This is a genomic window from Lactococcus hircilactis (assembly GCF_009601015.1).
Lineage (GTDB): Bacteria > Bacillota > Bacilli > Lactobacillales > Streptococcaceae > Lactococcus > Lactococcus hircilactis.
In genome coordinates, this window is record NZ_WITJ01000001.1 from 216493 (window position 1) to 232389 (window position 15897).

The following is a 15897-nucleotide window of genomic DNA, read 5'->3' on the forward strand; positions in this document are numbered from 1 at the left end:
TAAGTTTTCATTTAGGTTTCTTTTCCATCGTAGTTAAATCAGATCATCTAAGAAATCAGCAATTTCTTTTGGTGTACTATACTCAAATAAGTCGACCATACTAACCTCTTTTCCAGTTAGATGAAATTCTTCCAAAATTCTATAATAAACATCAGTTATTAGCAATGACGATCCCCCAACTTCAAAAAACTTATCATCTGCCGTTATATTTTCCTGATTAACCACTTTTTCCCAAATATCAATCACTCTGTCAACGGAAGTTTTTATGTGTTCATTATTTGAAGAGACGGATATGTTTGGAATAGGAAGTGAAGATGTATCTAATTTGCCATTGATAGTCAATGGTTTTTCCTCAATTTCCAATAAAAATTGAGGAATCATATACCTCTGTAATTTTGTTTGCAAAAATTTTTTTAAATCATCTTTATCAATTATTTTTCCTTCCGAAGAGATATAATATCCTATCAGTCGAACATCATTCTTTGAAAATGCATGAGGAATAACTACCGAAGCTTCACAGTTTGAGTAACTATTAATTGCATTTTCTATTTCTCCCAGTTCTATCCTATGACCACTAATTTTGACCTGCTTATCAGCTCTACTCACATAAATCATCTCAAAATTCTTATCTAATATAGCCAGATCATTAGTAAAGAAGGTGTTCTCTTTAAATAGAATATTCTCTTTTTTAAATACTCTTCTTCCCTTTTCTTCGTTATTATAATATCCAGTACCTACGGCCTCCCCAGATAAAACAATTTCGCCCAAGAATCCTCGTGGTGCAACTTGACCGGTTATTGTTCTAACAAAAACATGAGTATTCGGAAGAGGCTTCCCTATGACATCTACGTCTCTATGCTTATCATCAATTTCTTTGCAGAACGAAATGACAGCAGCTTCCGTAACTCCATAGCCTCCAATAAATTTTAAATTTGAATCTTTATAAAAGTTTTTCCAGGGTTCTATCGAATTATACGAAATATATTCTCCGCCAAGGAAAAAATACCGAATGTTTTTTAATATATGAGTATCTTGAGACGCTTCATATCTCAATAAATTGGCAAACGCCGATGGCGTTTGAGAAACAACAGTAGCTCTATTTTGTTTTAGAATATCCCAGAAAGCATCTGGATAGATTTTCACTTTTGAAGGTACTATTACTAGCTTCCCACCAGTAGTAAGTGGCCCAAATATTTCCCATAATGAAAAATCAAAACTGTAGGAATGGAACATCGTCCAAATATCATTATTAGAAAAATCGAATTCTTGATTTGCAGCTAAAAATAAGGAACGTATATTTTGGTGGGTTACCTGAATTCCTTTAGGAATACCAGTCGAACCTGATGTAAATAAAACATAAGCAGTATCACTTGGCTTACAATAAACATTTTTCTCTTCGGGAACATTTTCAGATAGTTTTACCAGTTCTTCTAAAGTAAAAGAAAACTTATTATTTTTACCCGTTATTTTCTCATCCCCAATTAAATTTAAATCTTCCAAAGAGTCAAAAATAAGATTTTTTCTATCTTCTGGCATATTTTTATCAATAGGAACATAAATCTTACCAGCCTTGAGAATAGCCAATAACAGCGGAATTAATTTGTCACTTAATGGGATAGAAACCACTACATATTTATTGCTTAAGCGTTTTAATAGCGTATTCGTTAGCCTGTTACTTATAATGTCTAATTCTCTATAGGTAATATTAACATTCTCATAACTAACAGCTACTCTATTTCCATTTGCAGCAACAGATTGCTTGAACAAATCTATAACTGTCTTTCCGTCAAATCGATAATCTCGACTTTTTGAATTAATTTCCTCACTAACTTTGCGTTCTTGCGGTTCTGATAATAATCTCAGATTTCCAATAAGAATATCAGGGATGCCTTCAATTTGAGAAAATATTTGAGAGTAAATTTCAGCAAAGTCAATTTCCGAAAATAACGACATAACGGAAGTATGAAGTAATAACTGTTCATGATACTTTTCAAATTTTATGCTTATTGGGAACATCAAATTATTATTCTTTATCTCAATTCTTCTAACAACAAGATCTGGAAATGAAAAAGATTGATAATGATTATAATAGGTTATAGTTGAATTAATTGGTAAGAATTCTGAGCTTTGTTCGAATATCTGGTTTTGACTACCAATTATATCTACTGATTGATATCTTTTTAAATTGGATAAAGTGTTATTCAAGCGATTAATATATTCTAAAAAGCTTTCGCCACCTTTAATGGTAATTTTTAAAGGTAACGTATTCACAAATAATCCAACTGCCTTTTCCATTTTTTCACTTCTATTCCCAAATGGAACTCCTAGTGATACCTCCTCAGAATATGTTATTTGTGATAGGACATAACAATAAACTCCCAATATTATGCAAAACGTCGAAACTCCATAGAATCTAGACATTTTTTCTACTTTATTCATAGAAATTGAACTTGTGCTCTCAAATGCTTTCGTATTATCAAATTCTAAATTTTTTGTTGCAAAACCTTTTTCTCCATTAAACAAGTATTTTTCATATTGAATAGCTTCTTCTTTGATATTATCAGCCTGTTTAATTTCGAGTGTACTATCTAAATAAATACCTTCTTCAGCACCTTCCTCTCTTAGGTACTTACTTTTAATTTCATCAAGTATAACATCTAAACTTAACGCATCAAAGATAGAGTGGTGGACTTTAATATAAAAGAAAGTAGTTTGAGAATTGCAATACAATTTCACTTTTGTAAGAGGAAAGCTTTCCATATCAACAGGAGTATTAGACTCTACCGTAATCTGTTTTAATACATCCTTTTCCTCAGACTCCAAAAAATTTTGTATTTCTACTTTCAAAGCAGAATTATTTTCTTGCCGGAATAAGCTATCCCCATGAATAACAAAGTTTGAAGTTAAACTACGATGCGAATTAACAGTTTCATGTACTGCTTTTTCAAACTTATGAATATTGATTTTTCCTTCAATTTTAAAACAATAGTTAAGATTATAGGCAGCATTTTCAGGATTAATCTTCTGAAAACTAAATATCTGCTGCTGAAGTGGTGTCGCTTTAAATATGTTAGCCATAATTATTTCCTTTTAGACTATAACGTCTCCATTTTTGTTTTTCTATGATACTAATTTTTTAATCCAGAATTTGTTTTTCATTGAATATGATTTTATCCGTTTTCCCTTTTTCAAAAAATTTCCTCAATTCGCCCTTTCGTATTTTACCCGATTGCGTTCTTGGAAATTCTGAAACAAAGACAATAAACTTTGGAAGTTCAAACTTCATTATCTTCTCCAAAATTTTTTCATTGATTTCATCATATTCATCAATTATTTTACGCCTAATTTTTTCGGCTTGACTCATTTCAACAAAAGCTATGATTTCTTCTCCATATTTGGAATCTGGCACTCCTATAACACAAATATTGGCGTTGTCTATAACTTCATATAAAGCCGCCTCTACCTCTTGGGGCGAGATTTTTTCGCCAGCTTTTTCAATCATATCATTCATTCTTCCTAAAATTTTTACGCATCCATTTTCTGTATATTGAGCAACATCCCCCGTGTGGAACCATCCTTTCGAATCAATTGATTTACGAGTACAATCATCATCATCTATATACGACTTAAGTACACAATAGCCTTTTACTAATAATTCTCCACTTTTCTTTGAAGATTGATAATCTATTTTTAAATCTATTCCTTCAATAGGTCTCCCAACTGAATTCTTGCAAGTATGATAATCATCTTCTAAAGCAGGGGCCAATATCATAGAAGATGTTTCAGTCAAGCCATATGCACACATGATTTTAGAATAAGGAAACTTCCTAGATAATAAATCAAAAATTTTACTTGGACATCCCACACCACCTATTCCAACAATTCTAAGAAAATTCGTCTTCTCACTATTATAATTAGGACAATTAATCATTGATAAAAAAATCGTGGGTACACCCAAAATAACCGTGCACATCTCTTTAATTAGATATTCAACTGCTTTGGTAGGTTCGAATTTTTTCAGAATTATTGTCTTATTCTCAAAAAGAATTGAAGGGAGAACTCCCAAAATGCTTCCAATACAATGAAAATACGGTAATACCTGAAGGATGATATCATTATCATTTAATCTGAGAATTTCCCCATAAGATATAGCGACATTCAAAGCACTGAATTGAGATATTGGTACAGCTTTTGGTAGAGCAGTTGTACCAGATGTGAAGTGCATAATCCAAGTCTCGTTACTATCTATGGGTAATTCACTAAACAAAATATCTTCATTTTCTCTCATAAATTGCCCCCAGTTTTTCCCAATATTATAATACCCATTGGTTTCGGCTATAAATATGCTTTCAATTTTGGAAAATTTCTGATTCTCATAAAAAAGTTTTTCCACAATCTTTACCAATGTTCCTTCTTTGTATTCTGCACTACAAAATAAAGCTTTAATTTTCCCTTTTTCCACAAAATAAGATAATGACCTCTCACTAACTTCAACATTAATCGGTACTATTACAATTCCCAACGCTCCTGCCGCTAATGCCAACAAAATCCACTCGCTGCGGTTTTCCATCAATAAACCGATATGATCACCTTTTTTTAATCTCAGTCCGACTAGTGCAACCTCAACTTCTTTTACCTTTTTAAATAACTCTTCTCCAGTCATCTTCTTTTGCTCATCTGGGAATGAAAAGATAACACTTTTTCTTCTGGAAATTGTTTCTAATACTTCTTTGATATTTTTGTTGATCATAGTCATACCTTACTCTCCTATAATTCCTTTTAGGGTTCAATTTCAAATTTATAGGCATATTTGTAATCTGAATTATTAGATCTAGCTATTTTTCTAATAACCATATGTACTTCTGCCCCATTTTTAACTTCATCTGGATTTGAAACATCTACCAATTCTGATACTACTGTTGGTCCTTCTTCTAGCTTTACCACAATCATTACCCTGTTGAGTTCCTCTCTAAAACCTAATATTTTTACAGGGGGCAAGAACTGATAATCAAAATTAACAATAACTCCTTTCCCACTGAATTGGTAAGGTAAAACATTTAATGAATGACAATTAGCACAAACAAATCTTTTAGGAAAAAATTTCTTTCCACAGTCATTACAAACTGTACCTACCAAACGATGTAATCCATCATACTCATGCCATTGCCTCAAGGTTGATTCAATTGTTGGGTTACTTAATTGTTCTGGAAATTGATTTGACATAATATTTTTCTCCTTAGTTATTGGTTAAAATTACAGCAACATTGTGGGCAAATCCTCCCCCAATATAAGTGGACATACCGTATTTAATTGGTTTTGGAATTTTGTATCCTTCCGCAGTACCATTTAGCTGCTTAACAATTTCGACTAAAGGATAAATACCAGCAGTTCCACCTGCAAACCCCCTACCAATATTTCCTCCATCTGTATTTATTGGAACTCTACCATCAATATCACCACCACCTGATAAAATAAAGTCAATAGCTTTACCTTCTTCACAAATTCCCGCGGCTTCCAATGAAACAAATTCGCTAGAAAATTGATCATAAACACCAATCGTATCAATATCATCTGCAGTAATTCCAGCCTGCTTATATGCATTGTCACAAGCTATTTTCAATGGAAGACCGCTCCCAGCATCGCTCAATAGAGCATCGTCAATCCCATTTAATAAACTAGAATCATATCGGTGACCTATATAATGCGATGTCGTAATATAAGATCTTCCTTGAACAAACACTGGTTTTTGTGACACTTTCTGTGCAAATTCCTCACTCGCTAATACAATTGCTGCTGATCCTTCCCCAGTTTTCATGAAACTACCAAATAACGGTAGTTTTTCTAACTCATCGTAACTAGGGACTTTTTTCCCGAAAAAATGGGCTACGGGATTTTTGCTTCCCATCTTTCTAGCAAACTGTGCGTAAGCCAGTAGACCTTGTTTCCTTTTTTCTTGACTTATTTCATATTTAGAATAATACTCATTTTGCATCAAAACAGCATCAATATGTGAATACCCCAGATTATAATCATACATTGAATCGGAGCTAATCAGCGCATAATCAAAGAATGGAAGTACATCTGTTGATTTTTCAAAACCAGCAACAAGTACACATGAATATTCTCCACTTTCAATCATATCGCAACCTTGCATAAAGGCTGTATGACCACTGGCACAGTTTGAGCAATTGATGAAACCTGGAATTGGCGAAAGTGACAGTGCGTCATTTAGTGTTGCAGAAATTCCTCCATGCCCAACCTCACTTTCTCCAGTGTAGGAAAATGATGATCCTTGGATATCAGTTGGTTTTATATTGGCATCAGCAATGGCTTTATATACCGATTCTGTTAACAATTGTTTAAATCCCTTATCTGGATGTGCAATTCCGGGATTATTCACCACCCCCGTACCAATAATAGCAACTCTCTGTTTAGTCATTTTAATATCTTCTTTCTTTTTTAATTAGCTTTGGGAAGTTTGCGTCGCGTTCCAGTCTTCCAATTACCAAGCTCTAGACTGGAACGTGACGCAAAGCAGCTGCTTTGCGATTTTTTAGTTGAAAGTACCAATTGAAACATTTGGGGCTACCAATTTATATTCTAGTTTCAATGATTCAGAGTAGTTTGTCATGATAGTTTTATTAAAGATTTCTTCAAAATTCTTTTTGATAGTCCCCTGATGTTTAAGCAACTCATCAGTAGTTTCAAGTCCAATAACATCTGCACCCGAGTTGTGCCCATAACTACATAGCAGAATATGTTTATGTTCCTCAATATTTTCTAAAGTTTTCATGAGTGCAAACAAAGGCGAAGCAGAGCCAGTATCACCAATCTCCTCAGAAAAAATTGAATTTCTAACTTTCTCTTTTGGAATTTGCAAAACACTTGACAACTGAAATACCTCACCTGGGTACTGTTGAGGCAAAATGATTTCATCAAAATCATTCAAGGTCTTGTTGTACTTCTTCAAATACATGCTCAATGCATTGGACACATGCCGAACGACCCCTTCCTTCAAAATACCTTCTTCCATTGGCATCAGAGTACGAATAAATCTTTCATCCTCTGGTCTCCCCATTTCAGGAAAGTTAGAGTTGTAACTTTGAACCCCTTGAATCTCTGCAATCACTTTCTCTGTGCCAACAATACAAGATACTGCACCTGCTCCCTCATATGATTCCCGCAAGTCACCTGGCGCTGTGTGCCGACACATAACATCACCACCTACAATAATTGAGTATCGACTTAATCCAGAGGAAACATTCCCTAAGGAAGTAATCAGTGCTGCTGTTCCCGATCTATCAGCAGAAAAAATATCACTAGAGAAATAATTTGAATTTCCAGTCAATGTTTCCATCAACATATTTCCATTTCCTCTAAATAGCTCTGATGATGTTGCTGTTCCAAAGAAAATAGAATCAAGATTAATTGGCGCCAATCCAAAGCCCTTCAGGCTGAGATTTGCTGCCCTTGAAGCGAGAGTAATTATATCTTCATCGCTCGCAAGAACAGTTCTTGACCTTACGCCTAATCCATTTTTCACAAATTCCTCAGAAGTATTATTCCAATTTCTAATAATATCCTCTACGAGAATTCTTCTTTTGGGAACTGACGCCCCAATTCCACAAATACCTGCTTTTAGCATTTTACCCACGCTTTCTATCTTTTTAATCTACACTCTTTAAAGCAGAGGCAAGATCAATCTTTTTTACTTGACTTGAAACTAACAATGAGATAACTAGGACATTGATGAATACAATTAACAGGGCAGTGAAAATCCTAGCTAAACTAATGTGTGTGAAAAATTCACTTGTACTTGAGTTGGCAATGCTCACATACTGAGTGAGAAAAGCTAATCCCATCGGAATACCAATGATGCTTCCTACCCCCCATGTCAGCAAACTATCTTTCATGATTACCATACGAATTTCGTGTAATTGAAATCCCATGATTCTCATAGTGGCATACTCCCTATATCTCTCAGTGAAATTAAGCATCCCAAGATTATAAAGAATAAACCAACATAGAAAAATTGAGAAGACAATTAGCAGCATGATAACACTTTGAAATGAACTAAGGACTTGGTTGGCATCTTGAAGATTCTTCTTTAGAGATGTAATTTGTAATACCGTTGCATTTTCACTCACTTTTTTACTGATAGTCTGTGAAGTATATATTGTAGTAGGAACAAAATTTTGTCCTTGAGCCTTCCAAAAATTTTTACTAATAAATACTCCTTGTGGTGTACTAATTTGTACTATACCCAACACTCTGGCCACTATTGCTTTAGTGGACATAGAACCTCTTATTCTAATATTAGTTCCCACCTTTATTCCTCCTAATTGGGTAGCAATCATATTAGAGATGTAAACTCCATTTTTATTCTGTGGATTCCCAATTGCTCCCGTTCTTAGAGGGAGATTCAAGTAAATCCCATTATCCATTATAGTTCCAGTTGCCAAAATATTTTTTTGACCAGATATAATAGAAACACCTTGCTGCTCTATTTCTTGTTGGTCTCCATTAAGACTATTGATTAAAGAAATATACTCCTTACTATTAACAGCAGGATTTACATTTATTTGATTCTTGTATGTAAAAACTTGTCCAAAGGTGTCATTATTAGTTTTAGTAAGTGAATACTGAATTCCGAGACTAGCAATGATTAAAATCAAAGCACCCAAAATCCCTATTATACCTATAAGTTCTTTAGATTTTGAACGTGACTTATCTCGAAGAACCCATCTCCAATCCCATTTCAGTGACGTAGAACTTGTCCAAAAACCAGATGACTTTTTTCTCTCCCCAGATAGCAGTTTGGGTTGTAATATTTGAGCTGGTGTTTCCCTAAGTACTGAACTAACCGTAATTCCAGTTGTCAAAATTCCGATTAATACTAGAATAAGAAACACCAATATGGGATATATGCTGGTCTTAATTGACCAAAAGGGCATATTATAAAGAGGTCTTTGCTTAATCAAAATTAACTTACCAATTGATAGAGGACCAATAACTAGTCCTAACATTCCCCCCAAAGCAGTAGGAATTAAACCATACAACAAATAATGCAGTACAATTGTCGTTTTCTTAATTCCAAGTGCTCCGAACAAACCGATAATATTTCTCTGATGAGAAACCAATCGTTTCATGGTAGTATTTAAGGTCAGTATAACTAAAGCAAATAGAATGATACAAAACATCATTGACAACTTTTCAATACTATAAGCTTTATCCAAAAACTTAGAAATATTACTGTTCTCGGTTCTATCTGCTATAAAAACTACAGAATTTCCCAAAATCCGATTTATTCTCTCTTTAATTGTTGTTGAGGAGTATCCCATTTTCCCAATTACTAGAATTTGATTAATCATATTATCAGTAAAAGGTACAGTTATCTTATTTGTCAGTACGTACCCGTACTGACGGTGATTTGCTACAATCCCACCATTTGCCCCAGTATATCCGATATAATTTGGGCTAAGAATCAGCCCCTTAATCTTTAAATTTTCCGTCACTCCATTAATTGATATTGGTAAATTCGCTCCCACCTTATAGTGATTTGCTTCGGCAAAATTCTTATCAACCCAAATTCCCTTATCAGTAGTATTAAATTTCTCTCCTGAAGAAACCCATGGCTTTGAAATAGAATTTTGATTTGCAACCGTCATTTGAACTATTTTTTTTTCACTACTTTTACCTACATACGTATTGGAAACAACCTGAGATTGCACTTCCTTTATTGCCGAATCATCTTTCAAAGTTGACAGAGGCAAGTTCCCATTACTATTAACGGTAATCCATTCTGTGGCAATATTTGAAGACTTGTCCCACTTATTAAATGATTGGTTCATTCCGTTACTAGCAGATAATAATCCAGAAAAAACTAAAACACTTAACAGCGCCAACACAAGAATTGAACTTAGTTCAGCAAATTGTTGCCTAAAGTCTTTCTCATTCTTATGAAGTAAAATTTTTATAGTTTTCATAGTCTACCACGCAATTTCATCTATTTGTTTGGGGGAACTGTTCACTTCAAAGTTCTCCAAAATACCATCTTTGATATGAATGACATTATCAGCTACTTCCGCAATAGTAGCATTATGTGTTACCACAATAACCGTCTTTTTGTACTTGATAGCCATATCTTTCAGTAATTGCAAAATATTCTGTCCTGTTTTAGAATCTAGTGCTCCTGTTGGCTCATCGCATAAGAGTAGTTGGGGATTTTTGCAAATCGCGCGAGCAATTGACACCCTTTGAAGCTCTCCTCCTGATAAATCTTGAGGAAAGTTTTGCATTCTGTTCTTTAATCCAACAGAAGACAATATCTCTTTTGCATCAAAACTCTCTTCCCCCAGATTTTCCACTAATTGGACGTTTTCAAATACATTTAGTGACGGTATAATATTATAAAATTGAAAAACAAATCCTATTGTTTTTCTGCGATAATTGGTAAGTTCTCTTTCTTTCATTTTCGAAATAATCGCTGAACCAACCTTAATCTCTCCCTCTGTTAACCAATCCATCCCCCCCAACATATTAAGGAGAGTTGTTTTGCCAGAACCACTGGGTCCCAAAACAACATTAAATGTTCCCTCTTCCAATGAAAAACTAACATTGTCTAGTGCTGCCGTAGTTACATTACCAGTTTTATATTCTTTCTTTATATTTCTCACTTCAATAAACATTTATTTTGCCTCATTCTATCTTTATGCCAAGTAGCTCTTGAATTAACAACCTTATATGTTGGTTAGCTTCCTCTCTATCATCATCAGGATTTAAGCCAACTAGTATCCCATTTGAGCCATAAATTAGGAAAGCAGTGATATATTTCACAGATTTTAAGTTGATTAATGGGTTTGAAGATATAATCTCTTCTTTCAACATATCTGTTATTAATTCATTCAAAATATCTTCTTCTGCTACTATCAACTTCTTGGAAACTTGTTCTAATAGAGTCCTATTTTCTTTTTCCAGCCTAAATTTTTGATACTCAAATGAATCGTTATGTATAACATGTAGTAGTTTCATCAAAGCCTGAAGTGGTTCTGCTTTATTGTCCTCATAAATTGTTCTTCTCTCTTCTATTTCCTGATCAACCATCTGATCAATCACTGCTTCATAAATCGCTTTTTTTGATTTAAAATAGTAATAGAATAGCCCAGGAGATCCCATACTCTCGCTTGCATTCACAATTTCTCTTACAGATACTTTTTCATAGCCGTTTTTCAAAAACATTTCCTTTGCTAAATCAATTAGCTCTTGTTTCCTAACATCTGGTTTTTTGGTTATTCTCATTTATTCCTCCTTTTTTTAATTGACTGAACGTCGTTCAGTTAATTAAATTATAGTTCTTTCCTTTGGATTTGTCAAAAATAAAATGCTTACATTATATTTTTTTATTTTGCGTGTTTCTCCTTCTTTAACGCTCTAAAAAATGATAAATAGCTGACACCACTCCAATTTGTTATTCTTTAAACTTCAATACAAAAAAAGCTTCTAATTGAATGAAGCTTTTCCTCTGAGGATACTCGGTTACTCTCATCAAATAGCCTTGCTCTTAACCTAAAATCAATATCACAATTAGCAATTTGAAGATCATTAACATGTTTTTTTTACGGTTCTCTTCGGCAAATTGATTTACCTCAGATTCGGTCAAACCTTTGGGCAAATTGGATGAATTAGCTAAATATATATTAAATTCAGCCAAAAGCTTTGAAGTTCGAGATTGGATAAATAATGGTAACCTTCAGGAAGACCTCTAAGTTTTACAAGATTATATTCCAAATGATATCCATTAAATACTTCAGTTGTATTATAATTATCTTCAAGTTTGCTTTTCTCAACATAGAGGTTTTCTAACATCTTAAGTTTATTATGAGAATATCCTAGTTTTTACTAATCAGAAGTTGCCATGCTACTCACTTCCATAGATATTACAGCTCCATCAGCAATAAGGTCGGAAAATAATGATGATTGATAGGACTTCTGGCTTAGGAACGTAAATAAATCCTGTGTGAAGTAAGATCCCCCCTGCAGCACCTACTATCTGCTCTCTGCCCTTTGTCAAGCCATGACTGTCTTAAAAGTTTATGGCCTCAGTTAATTGGCTCCATCTGCGGTGTCCATAAAGTAAAAAATAATCATTAGTTTTGAGATGAAATTATAACTATCATCCACTAGTTTCTTTGAACAAAACCATTATATCTAACGAATTTCAGAATTTGTTCAGAGCAAAAAAATTTTCCTGAACTATACTCGACAATTCAATTTAGACTTTCTTCAAAAACAGACTATAAATGCTCTAGGCATTGTTGAAGATTTCTAGTTTATTTGTCTAGGTAAAGTGGGTTCATGGATAATTTGCTGATACTTATTGATTTCACCAATAGTATCTTCATATTTCTGTTTTAGCAAATCATGACTAACCTTGACAGAGTTAATCTGATTCCTAATCTGCTCAAGCGCTTCTTCTAGGACTCCGTCATCATTTCTGACAATCAATTCTTTAGCCGAATTATTTAAGTCTCTAATTTTCTGGTCAAGTTCCTTTAATCGTTCCTTTGCCTCTTGTACCGCTTCAAGCAATTGCTGCTCTAATCGCACCAACTGATTGCCGCCTTCAGTCACACCATGACTGGCCAAAAAGTTAATGGCCTCAGTTAATTCGTTAATGGTCGAGATGACTTTTTCTTTGGCAATAGGGATTGTCCCATTATATAAACTGAGCTGTCGCATGAGGGTTGGTCCCATCATGTAACGATTGTTATCTGCTCCTGCTGTATCCATAAAATAAAAATAGTCGTTGGTTTTGAGGTAGAGATTAGTGTTTCCATCCTCTAGCAGGTCGGTCTTGTAAGCACCGATAAAAATCACGCCATGCTGTGCAATGCCGAAATCCACATTGATGTAAAGTCCTTTGGTCGTCACATGATCAATTTGCCATGGTTCAATCGTCACTTGATAATCGAAATCGTTTTTCACGGTTTCGATTTTTTCTTCGTACTGATTGACCACATCCTCCACCGAAAACGTCCCCGTATTCTTTTTCAGATGTGCTTCAACCTGATCCAGATTGTACCGCTCTGGGTCAGACTTGACCAAATTCCGCCCGCGGGTATTTCTCACTTGCACATCATCCAGTAAGCGATAAGTTGCCCACTTCCCTGAAAAGTCCACGGCTAAGTTGAGAGCCTTGGCTTTTGTTTTGAAGTCGTCCAAGCTAAGGGAATGCTCCAACAGAAAATCCAAACGAGATTTAATCCGCGACTTGAAAATATTTTCCGTCTGCCATTTAGTGTACTTGGCATGAGAATTTTTAGGAGAGGTCTCAATGATTTTTGCGCCTGCCTTTGAGGCAATGCGATCTGAAATTTTTTGAAAGGCTTCATAAGTCATATCCTTGACCTTGCCATTTCTCAGGCGAGGCAGCTGCCACTCGAACTGTTTTCCTGTCAAGGCATTCGTGGAATTAAAGACAATATGATTATGCAGATGCGCTTTATCAACGTGCGTCGCAATGACAAACTCATACTCCCCACCTGTTAATTCCATAACCGTCTTTCGTCCCAACTCATGAACTTCTTCAGGGCTTAAGCCGTCTTCAGGTGAAAAGGATTGAATCAAGTGATAGGCCAGTACCGCCTGCTTGCCATTTCTTGCCCGCTCTAAACTTTTGAGAGAAAACTCCAGTCGCTTGGTTTTAGGATTAAAGACAAAATGCTCGCCATTTTCTTTGGCCGCAAGTTGTTTGGTGGCAATGAACTCTTCTGAGGCTTCATAGACATTATGGATCATGTAGCCTGATACCAACTGTTTGGCAAAAGTCTTTTCATCATTCATCATATAGGGAAAGATATTCTCCAAATGTCCCGTGACTTCGGATTTTTCGACCAAGGTCTTTGCGGCATTCTCAATATAATCTTTAGAATTGCGCAAGCGATCAATCGTATGAATCGCAAAATGTTTGGTATAAACCATAGCCTATAGTCGCCTCTCTTCTTTTTTGACTTGCTTTAGTTGCTCACTCACAAGAGTGGTCAAATCTGCCATTTGGGTTTGCAACTGTTGAATATCTGCTGGCGAAATTTCCTGAAATTCATGCGCCAGCTTGGCCAACTGATTGATGTTATTGCCAATCCGATTGACTTCATAGTTGAGTGCTTTGAGTTCCGAGAAATCTGTGAAATGGACTTCCCCTGTGATAAGCAAAATCCGCGCAAAGTTTTGAAAATTATTAAAAGGACTCGCTTCAACCTTGGCATTGATATAGTCATTTTCTTCATCATTAAATCGAATAAGCCGTTGATGAGGGCGATTTCGATTTTCCTGAGCCTTCTTTCCTTTCATTTTTTACCCTAACCTTTCCGCTTCTGTTCTAAAATCAGGCAGGGGAAACCCAGCTTTTCCCCTGCACCCCATTTGGGAGAAACAAACTTTCTCCCATACTAAAGGAAAGTCTTTCCTTCTTGCAAGCATAGTGTTTGGATATCCAAACACAAAATTTATAAAAAGCGCCGAACCCCATTCGACGCTTTCTATAAATTTTGGGGGTGTCCCCCAATCCCCCAGAGTTCTTTTTTCTGAGGAAAATTCCTCTTTATTTTTTCCCATAAGCCACCAAAATATCTTCAATCAATGTATTCACTTCTGCCTCTGACAACTGCTGGATCGTTACTTTTGCCTCACGCAACTCTGCCACATTCGCTTCAATTTCTAAGTGCTCATAGACCGTAATTCTGGCATGAAGCTTACGAATGAGCTTTCTTTGGTTGAACGTTTTCGCATGAATATCAAGCCGCGGCGACTCACTGCTGGGGTCTTTAAGCAAAATTTCTAAAACCGAAAGTTGTAAATTCTCATTTGTCATTGTTCGCTTTCCTTTCTCATTGCGACTTGCGAGCGGGCTTTGCGTGTCGCATTGCCCGCTTTTATTCTCCGATTCATTGCTTGCACGGACGCATTTTCTGAGGGCTCGAAAGAAGTTGGCACATCAGAAGGTTCCAAACTAGGCGGCGCTTGCCCCCGTCGTCTCGCTTTTTGAACCGCCATTAAGCGACGCTCAAAGGGATTTTTCCCCACGGTAGGATCAAACGTCGCTTCTAAAATGGGGTCTAGGCGCTGAATGATTTGCTGAAGGAGGGAGGTCAAATGAGACAGAGGGAACTCAAAAAAAGAGGGTGTCTTGCCCGCTTTTTCCCACAGGGCTAACTCTGGGAAGCTCTCCTCTTCGCACGATAGCTTGAGATGAGCAAAGAGGGCGTAGCTGATTGCGCGCACCTCAAAGTCCCTGATTTCCTCGTTCATTGTGTCAACTTCTAAAGCCACCAAGTCTCGCAAAATTTTTTTAATGGTGGCTTCTGCTCCCAAGCCTTGCGGAACCCACACCTGTTTTTCATCAGGAAGTGTTTCTGATTTCAAAAAGTCTATGGCCACCTTGCCCGCGGAAAAAACCCGAAGACCGACAAATAATTTAGCATATCGCAAAGGTGTCCCTAAACATTCAGGTTGATTAAACAGCGGGATACATTCTTTATTAGAAGCGTTCGTTTGGCTCACATCAAAAAGACAGGGAGACAAAACAAACTGCGTTTCGATCATTCTCTCCCCATCTTCCGTGGTTAATAACTGGTGGGCTGCATCACGCTTGACGATTTTTCGTGGCACGAGCACCTCAAGGGCGCGACTTTTTTTCTTAGGCAGCACCCCTAATTTCTGCCACTCCTCAAGTGTTAAAACCTTTGTCGCAGTCGGGAATTGCTTCAAGAGCCGCTGAAGATTTACTTCTGAATACCTCATATTTTCTGCCGCAAAGCGTAAATAATGCTTGAAAGCAGACACTTCAAGTATCCCTAAAAGTTCTTTTTCGTTTTCCATTGATTCCTCCATTTTCAATTT

At 35.8% G+C, this 15897-nt stretch carries 13 protein-coding genes; all 13 read right to left on the reverse strand.

Annotated elements, in window-relative coordinates; translation table 11 throughout:
* Positions 1-33 precede the first annotated feature (33 nt).
* Positions 34-3078, reverse strand: a complete 3045-nt coding sequence (locus GHI93_RS00970) for an AMP-binding protein (RefSeq protein ID WP_153494751.1) — start codon at positions 3076-3078, stop codon at positions 34-36.
* Between the two features lie 58 nt (positions 3079-3136).
* Complete coding sequence (locus GHI93_RS00975) at positions 3137-4756, reverse strand: class I adenylate-forming enzyme family protein (RefSeq protein WP_153494753.1); 1620 nt, start codon at positions 4754-4756, stop codon at positions 3137-3139.
* Positions 4757-4779: 23 nt separating this feature from the next.
* On the reverse strand, positions 4780-5223 hold the full coding sequence (locus tag GHI93_RS00980; protein WP_153494755.1) for a Zn-ribbon domain-containing OB-fold protein: 444 nt from the start codon (positions 5221-5223) through the stop codon (positions 4780-4782).
* 13 nt (positions 5224-5236) lie between these two features.
* Positions 5237-6439 carry a thiolase family protein gene (locus GHI93_RS00985; RefSeq protein WP_153494757.1) on the reverse strand — a complete coding sequence of 401 codons (1203 nt, stop codon included), beginning with the start codon at positions 6437-6439 and terminating at the stop codon, positions 5237-5239.
* Between the two features lie 114 nt (positions 6440-6553).
* The gene (locus GHI93_RS00990) at positions 6554-7654 is read right to left on the reverse strand and encodes a hypothetical protein (RefSeq protein WP_170272355.1); all 1101 of its coding nucleotides are present in this window, start codon (positions 7652-7654) and stop codon (positions 6554-6556) included.
* 13 nt (positions 7655-7667) lie between these two features.
* Positions 7668-9986, reverse strand: a complete 2319-nt coding sequence (locus GHI93_RS00995) for an ABC transporter permease (protein WP_153494760.1) — start codon at positions 9984-9986, stop codon at positions 7668-7670.
* Positions 9987-9989: 3 nt separating this feature from the next.
* Positions 9990-10688 (reverse strand): ABC transporter ATP-binding protein, encoded by a 699-nt coding sequence (locus tag GHI93_RS01000; RefSeq protein ID WP_153494762.1) that lies wholly within the window; start codon positions 10686-10688, stop codon positions 9990-9992.
* 10 nt (positions 10689-10698) lie between these two features.
* Entirely contained in the window at positions 10699-11298 is a 600-nt protein-coding gene (locus tag GHI93_RS01005; RefSeq protein WP_153494763.1) for a TetR/AcrR family transcriptional regulator, read from the reverse strand.
* A gap of 1026 nt (positions 11299-12324) precedes the next feature.
* Positions 12325-13980 (reverse strand): relaxase/mobilization nuclease domain-containing protein, encoded by a 1656-nt coding sequence (locus GHI93_RS01010; protein ID WP_143460005.1) that lies wholly within the window; start codon positions 13978-13980, stop codon positions 12325-12327.
* A gap of 3 nt (positions 13981-13983) precedes the next feature.
* Positions 13984-14349, reverse strand: coding sequence for a plasmid mobilization relaxosome protein MobC (gene mobC / locus GHI93_RS01015; protein WP_143460004.1), 366 nt, complete (start codon positions 14347-14349; stop codon positions 13984-13986).
* 3 nt (positions 14350-14352) lie between these two features.
* Complete coding sequence (locus GHI93_RS01020; RefSeq protein ID WP_143460003.1) at positions 14353-14613, reverse strand: hypothetical protein; 261 nt, start codon at positions 14611-14613, stop codon at positions 14353-14355.
* The gene (locus GHI93_RS01025) at positions 14600-14869 is read right to left on the reverse strand and encodes a hypothetical protein (RefSeq protein WP_153494765.1); all 270 of its coding nucleotides are present in this window, start codon (positions 14867-14869) and stop codon (positions 14600-14602) included. The genes GHI93_RS01020 and GHI93_RS01025 overlap by 14 nt, the downstream gene beginning before the upstream one ends.
* Positions 14866-15876: an ArdC-like ssDNA-binding domain-containing protein gene (locus tag GHI93_RS01030; protein WP_153494767.1), complete on the reverse strand. Its 1011-nt coding sequence runs from the start codon at positions 15874-15876 to the stop codon at positions 14866-14868. The genes GHI93_RS01025 and GHI93_RS01030 overlap by 4 nt, the downstream gene beginning before the upstream one ends.
* Positions 15877-15897: the final 21 nt, after the last annotated feature.

Excerpts from the sequence above, each read along its gene's own strand:
- GHI93_RS00970 (WP_153494751.1), bottom strand. The coding sequence starts at position 3,078 with ATGGCTAACATATTTAAAGCGACACCACTTCAGCAGCAGATATTTAGT.
- GHI93_RS00975 (WP_153494753.1), bottom strand. The coding sequence starts at position 4,756 with ATGACTATGATCAACAAAAATATCAAAGAAGTATTAGAAACAATTTCC.
- GHI93_RS00980 (WP_153494755.1), bottom strand. The coding sequence starts at position 5,223 with ATGTCAAATCAATTTCCAGAACAATTAAGTAACCCAACAATTGAATCA.
- GHI93_RS00985 (WP_153494757.1), bottom strand. The coding sequence starts at position 6,439 with ATGACTAAACAGAGAGTTGCTATTATTGGTACGGGGGTGGTGAATAAT.
- GHI93_RS00995 (WP_153494760.1), bottom strand. The coding sequence starts at position 9,986 with ATGAAAACTATAAAAATTTTACTTCATAAGAATGAGAAAGACTTTAGG.
- GHI93_RS01000 (WP_153494762.1), bottom strand. The coding sequence starts at position 10,688 with ATGTTTATTGAAGTGAGAAATATAAAGAAAGAATATAAAACTGGTAAT.
- GHI93_RS01005 (WP_153494763.1), bottom strand. The coding sequence starts at position 11,298 with ATGAGAATAACCAAAAAACCAGATGTTAGGAAACAAGAGCTAATTGAT.
- GHI93_RS01010 (WP_143460005.1), bottom strand. The coding sequence starts at position 13,980 with ATGGTTTATACCAAACATTTTGCGATTCATACGATTGATCGCTTGCGC.
- mobC (WP_143460004.1), bottom strand. The coding sequence starts at position 14,349 with ATGAAAGGAAAGAAGGCTCAGGAAAATCGAAATCGCCCTCATCAACGG.
- GHI93_RS01020 (WP_143460003.1), bottom strand. The coding sequence starts at position 14,613 with ATGGGAAAAAATAAAGAGGAATTTTCCTCAGAAAAAAGAACTCTGGGG.
- GHI93_RS01025 (WP_153494765.1), bottom strand. The coding sequence starts at position 14,869 with ATGACAAATGAGAATTTACAACTTTCGGTTTTAGAAATTTTGCTTAAA.
- GHI93_RS01030 (WP_153494767.1), bottom strand. The coding sequence starts at position 15,876 with ATGGAAAACGAAAAAGAACTTTTAGGGATACTTGAAGTGTCTGCTTTC.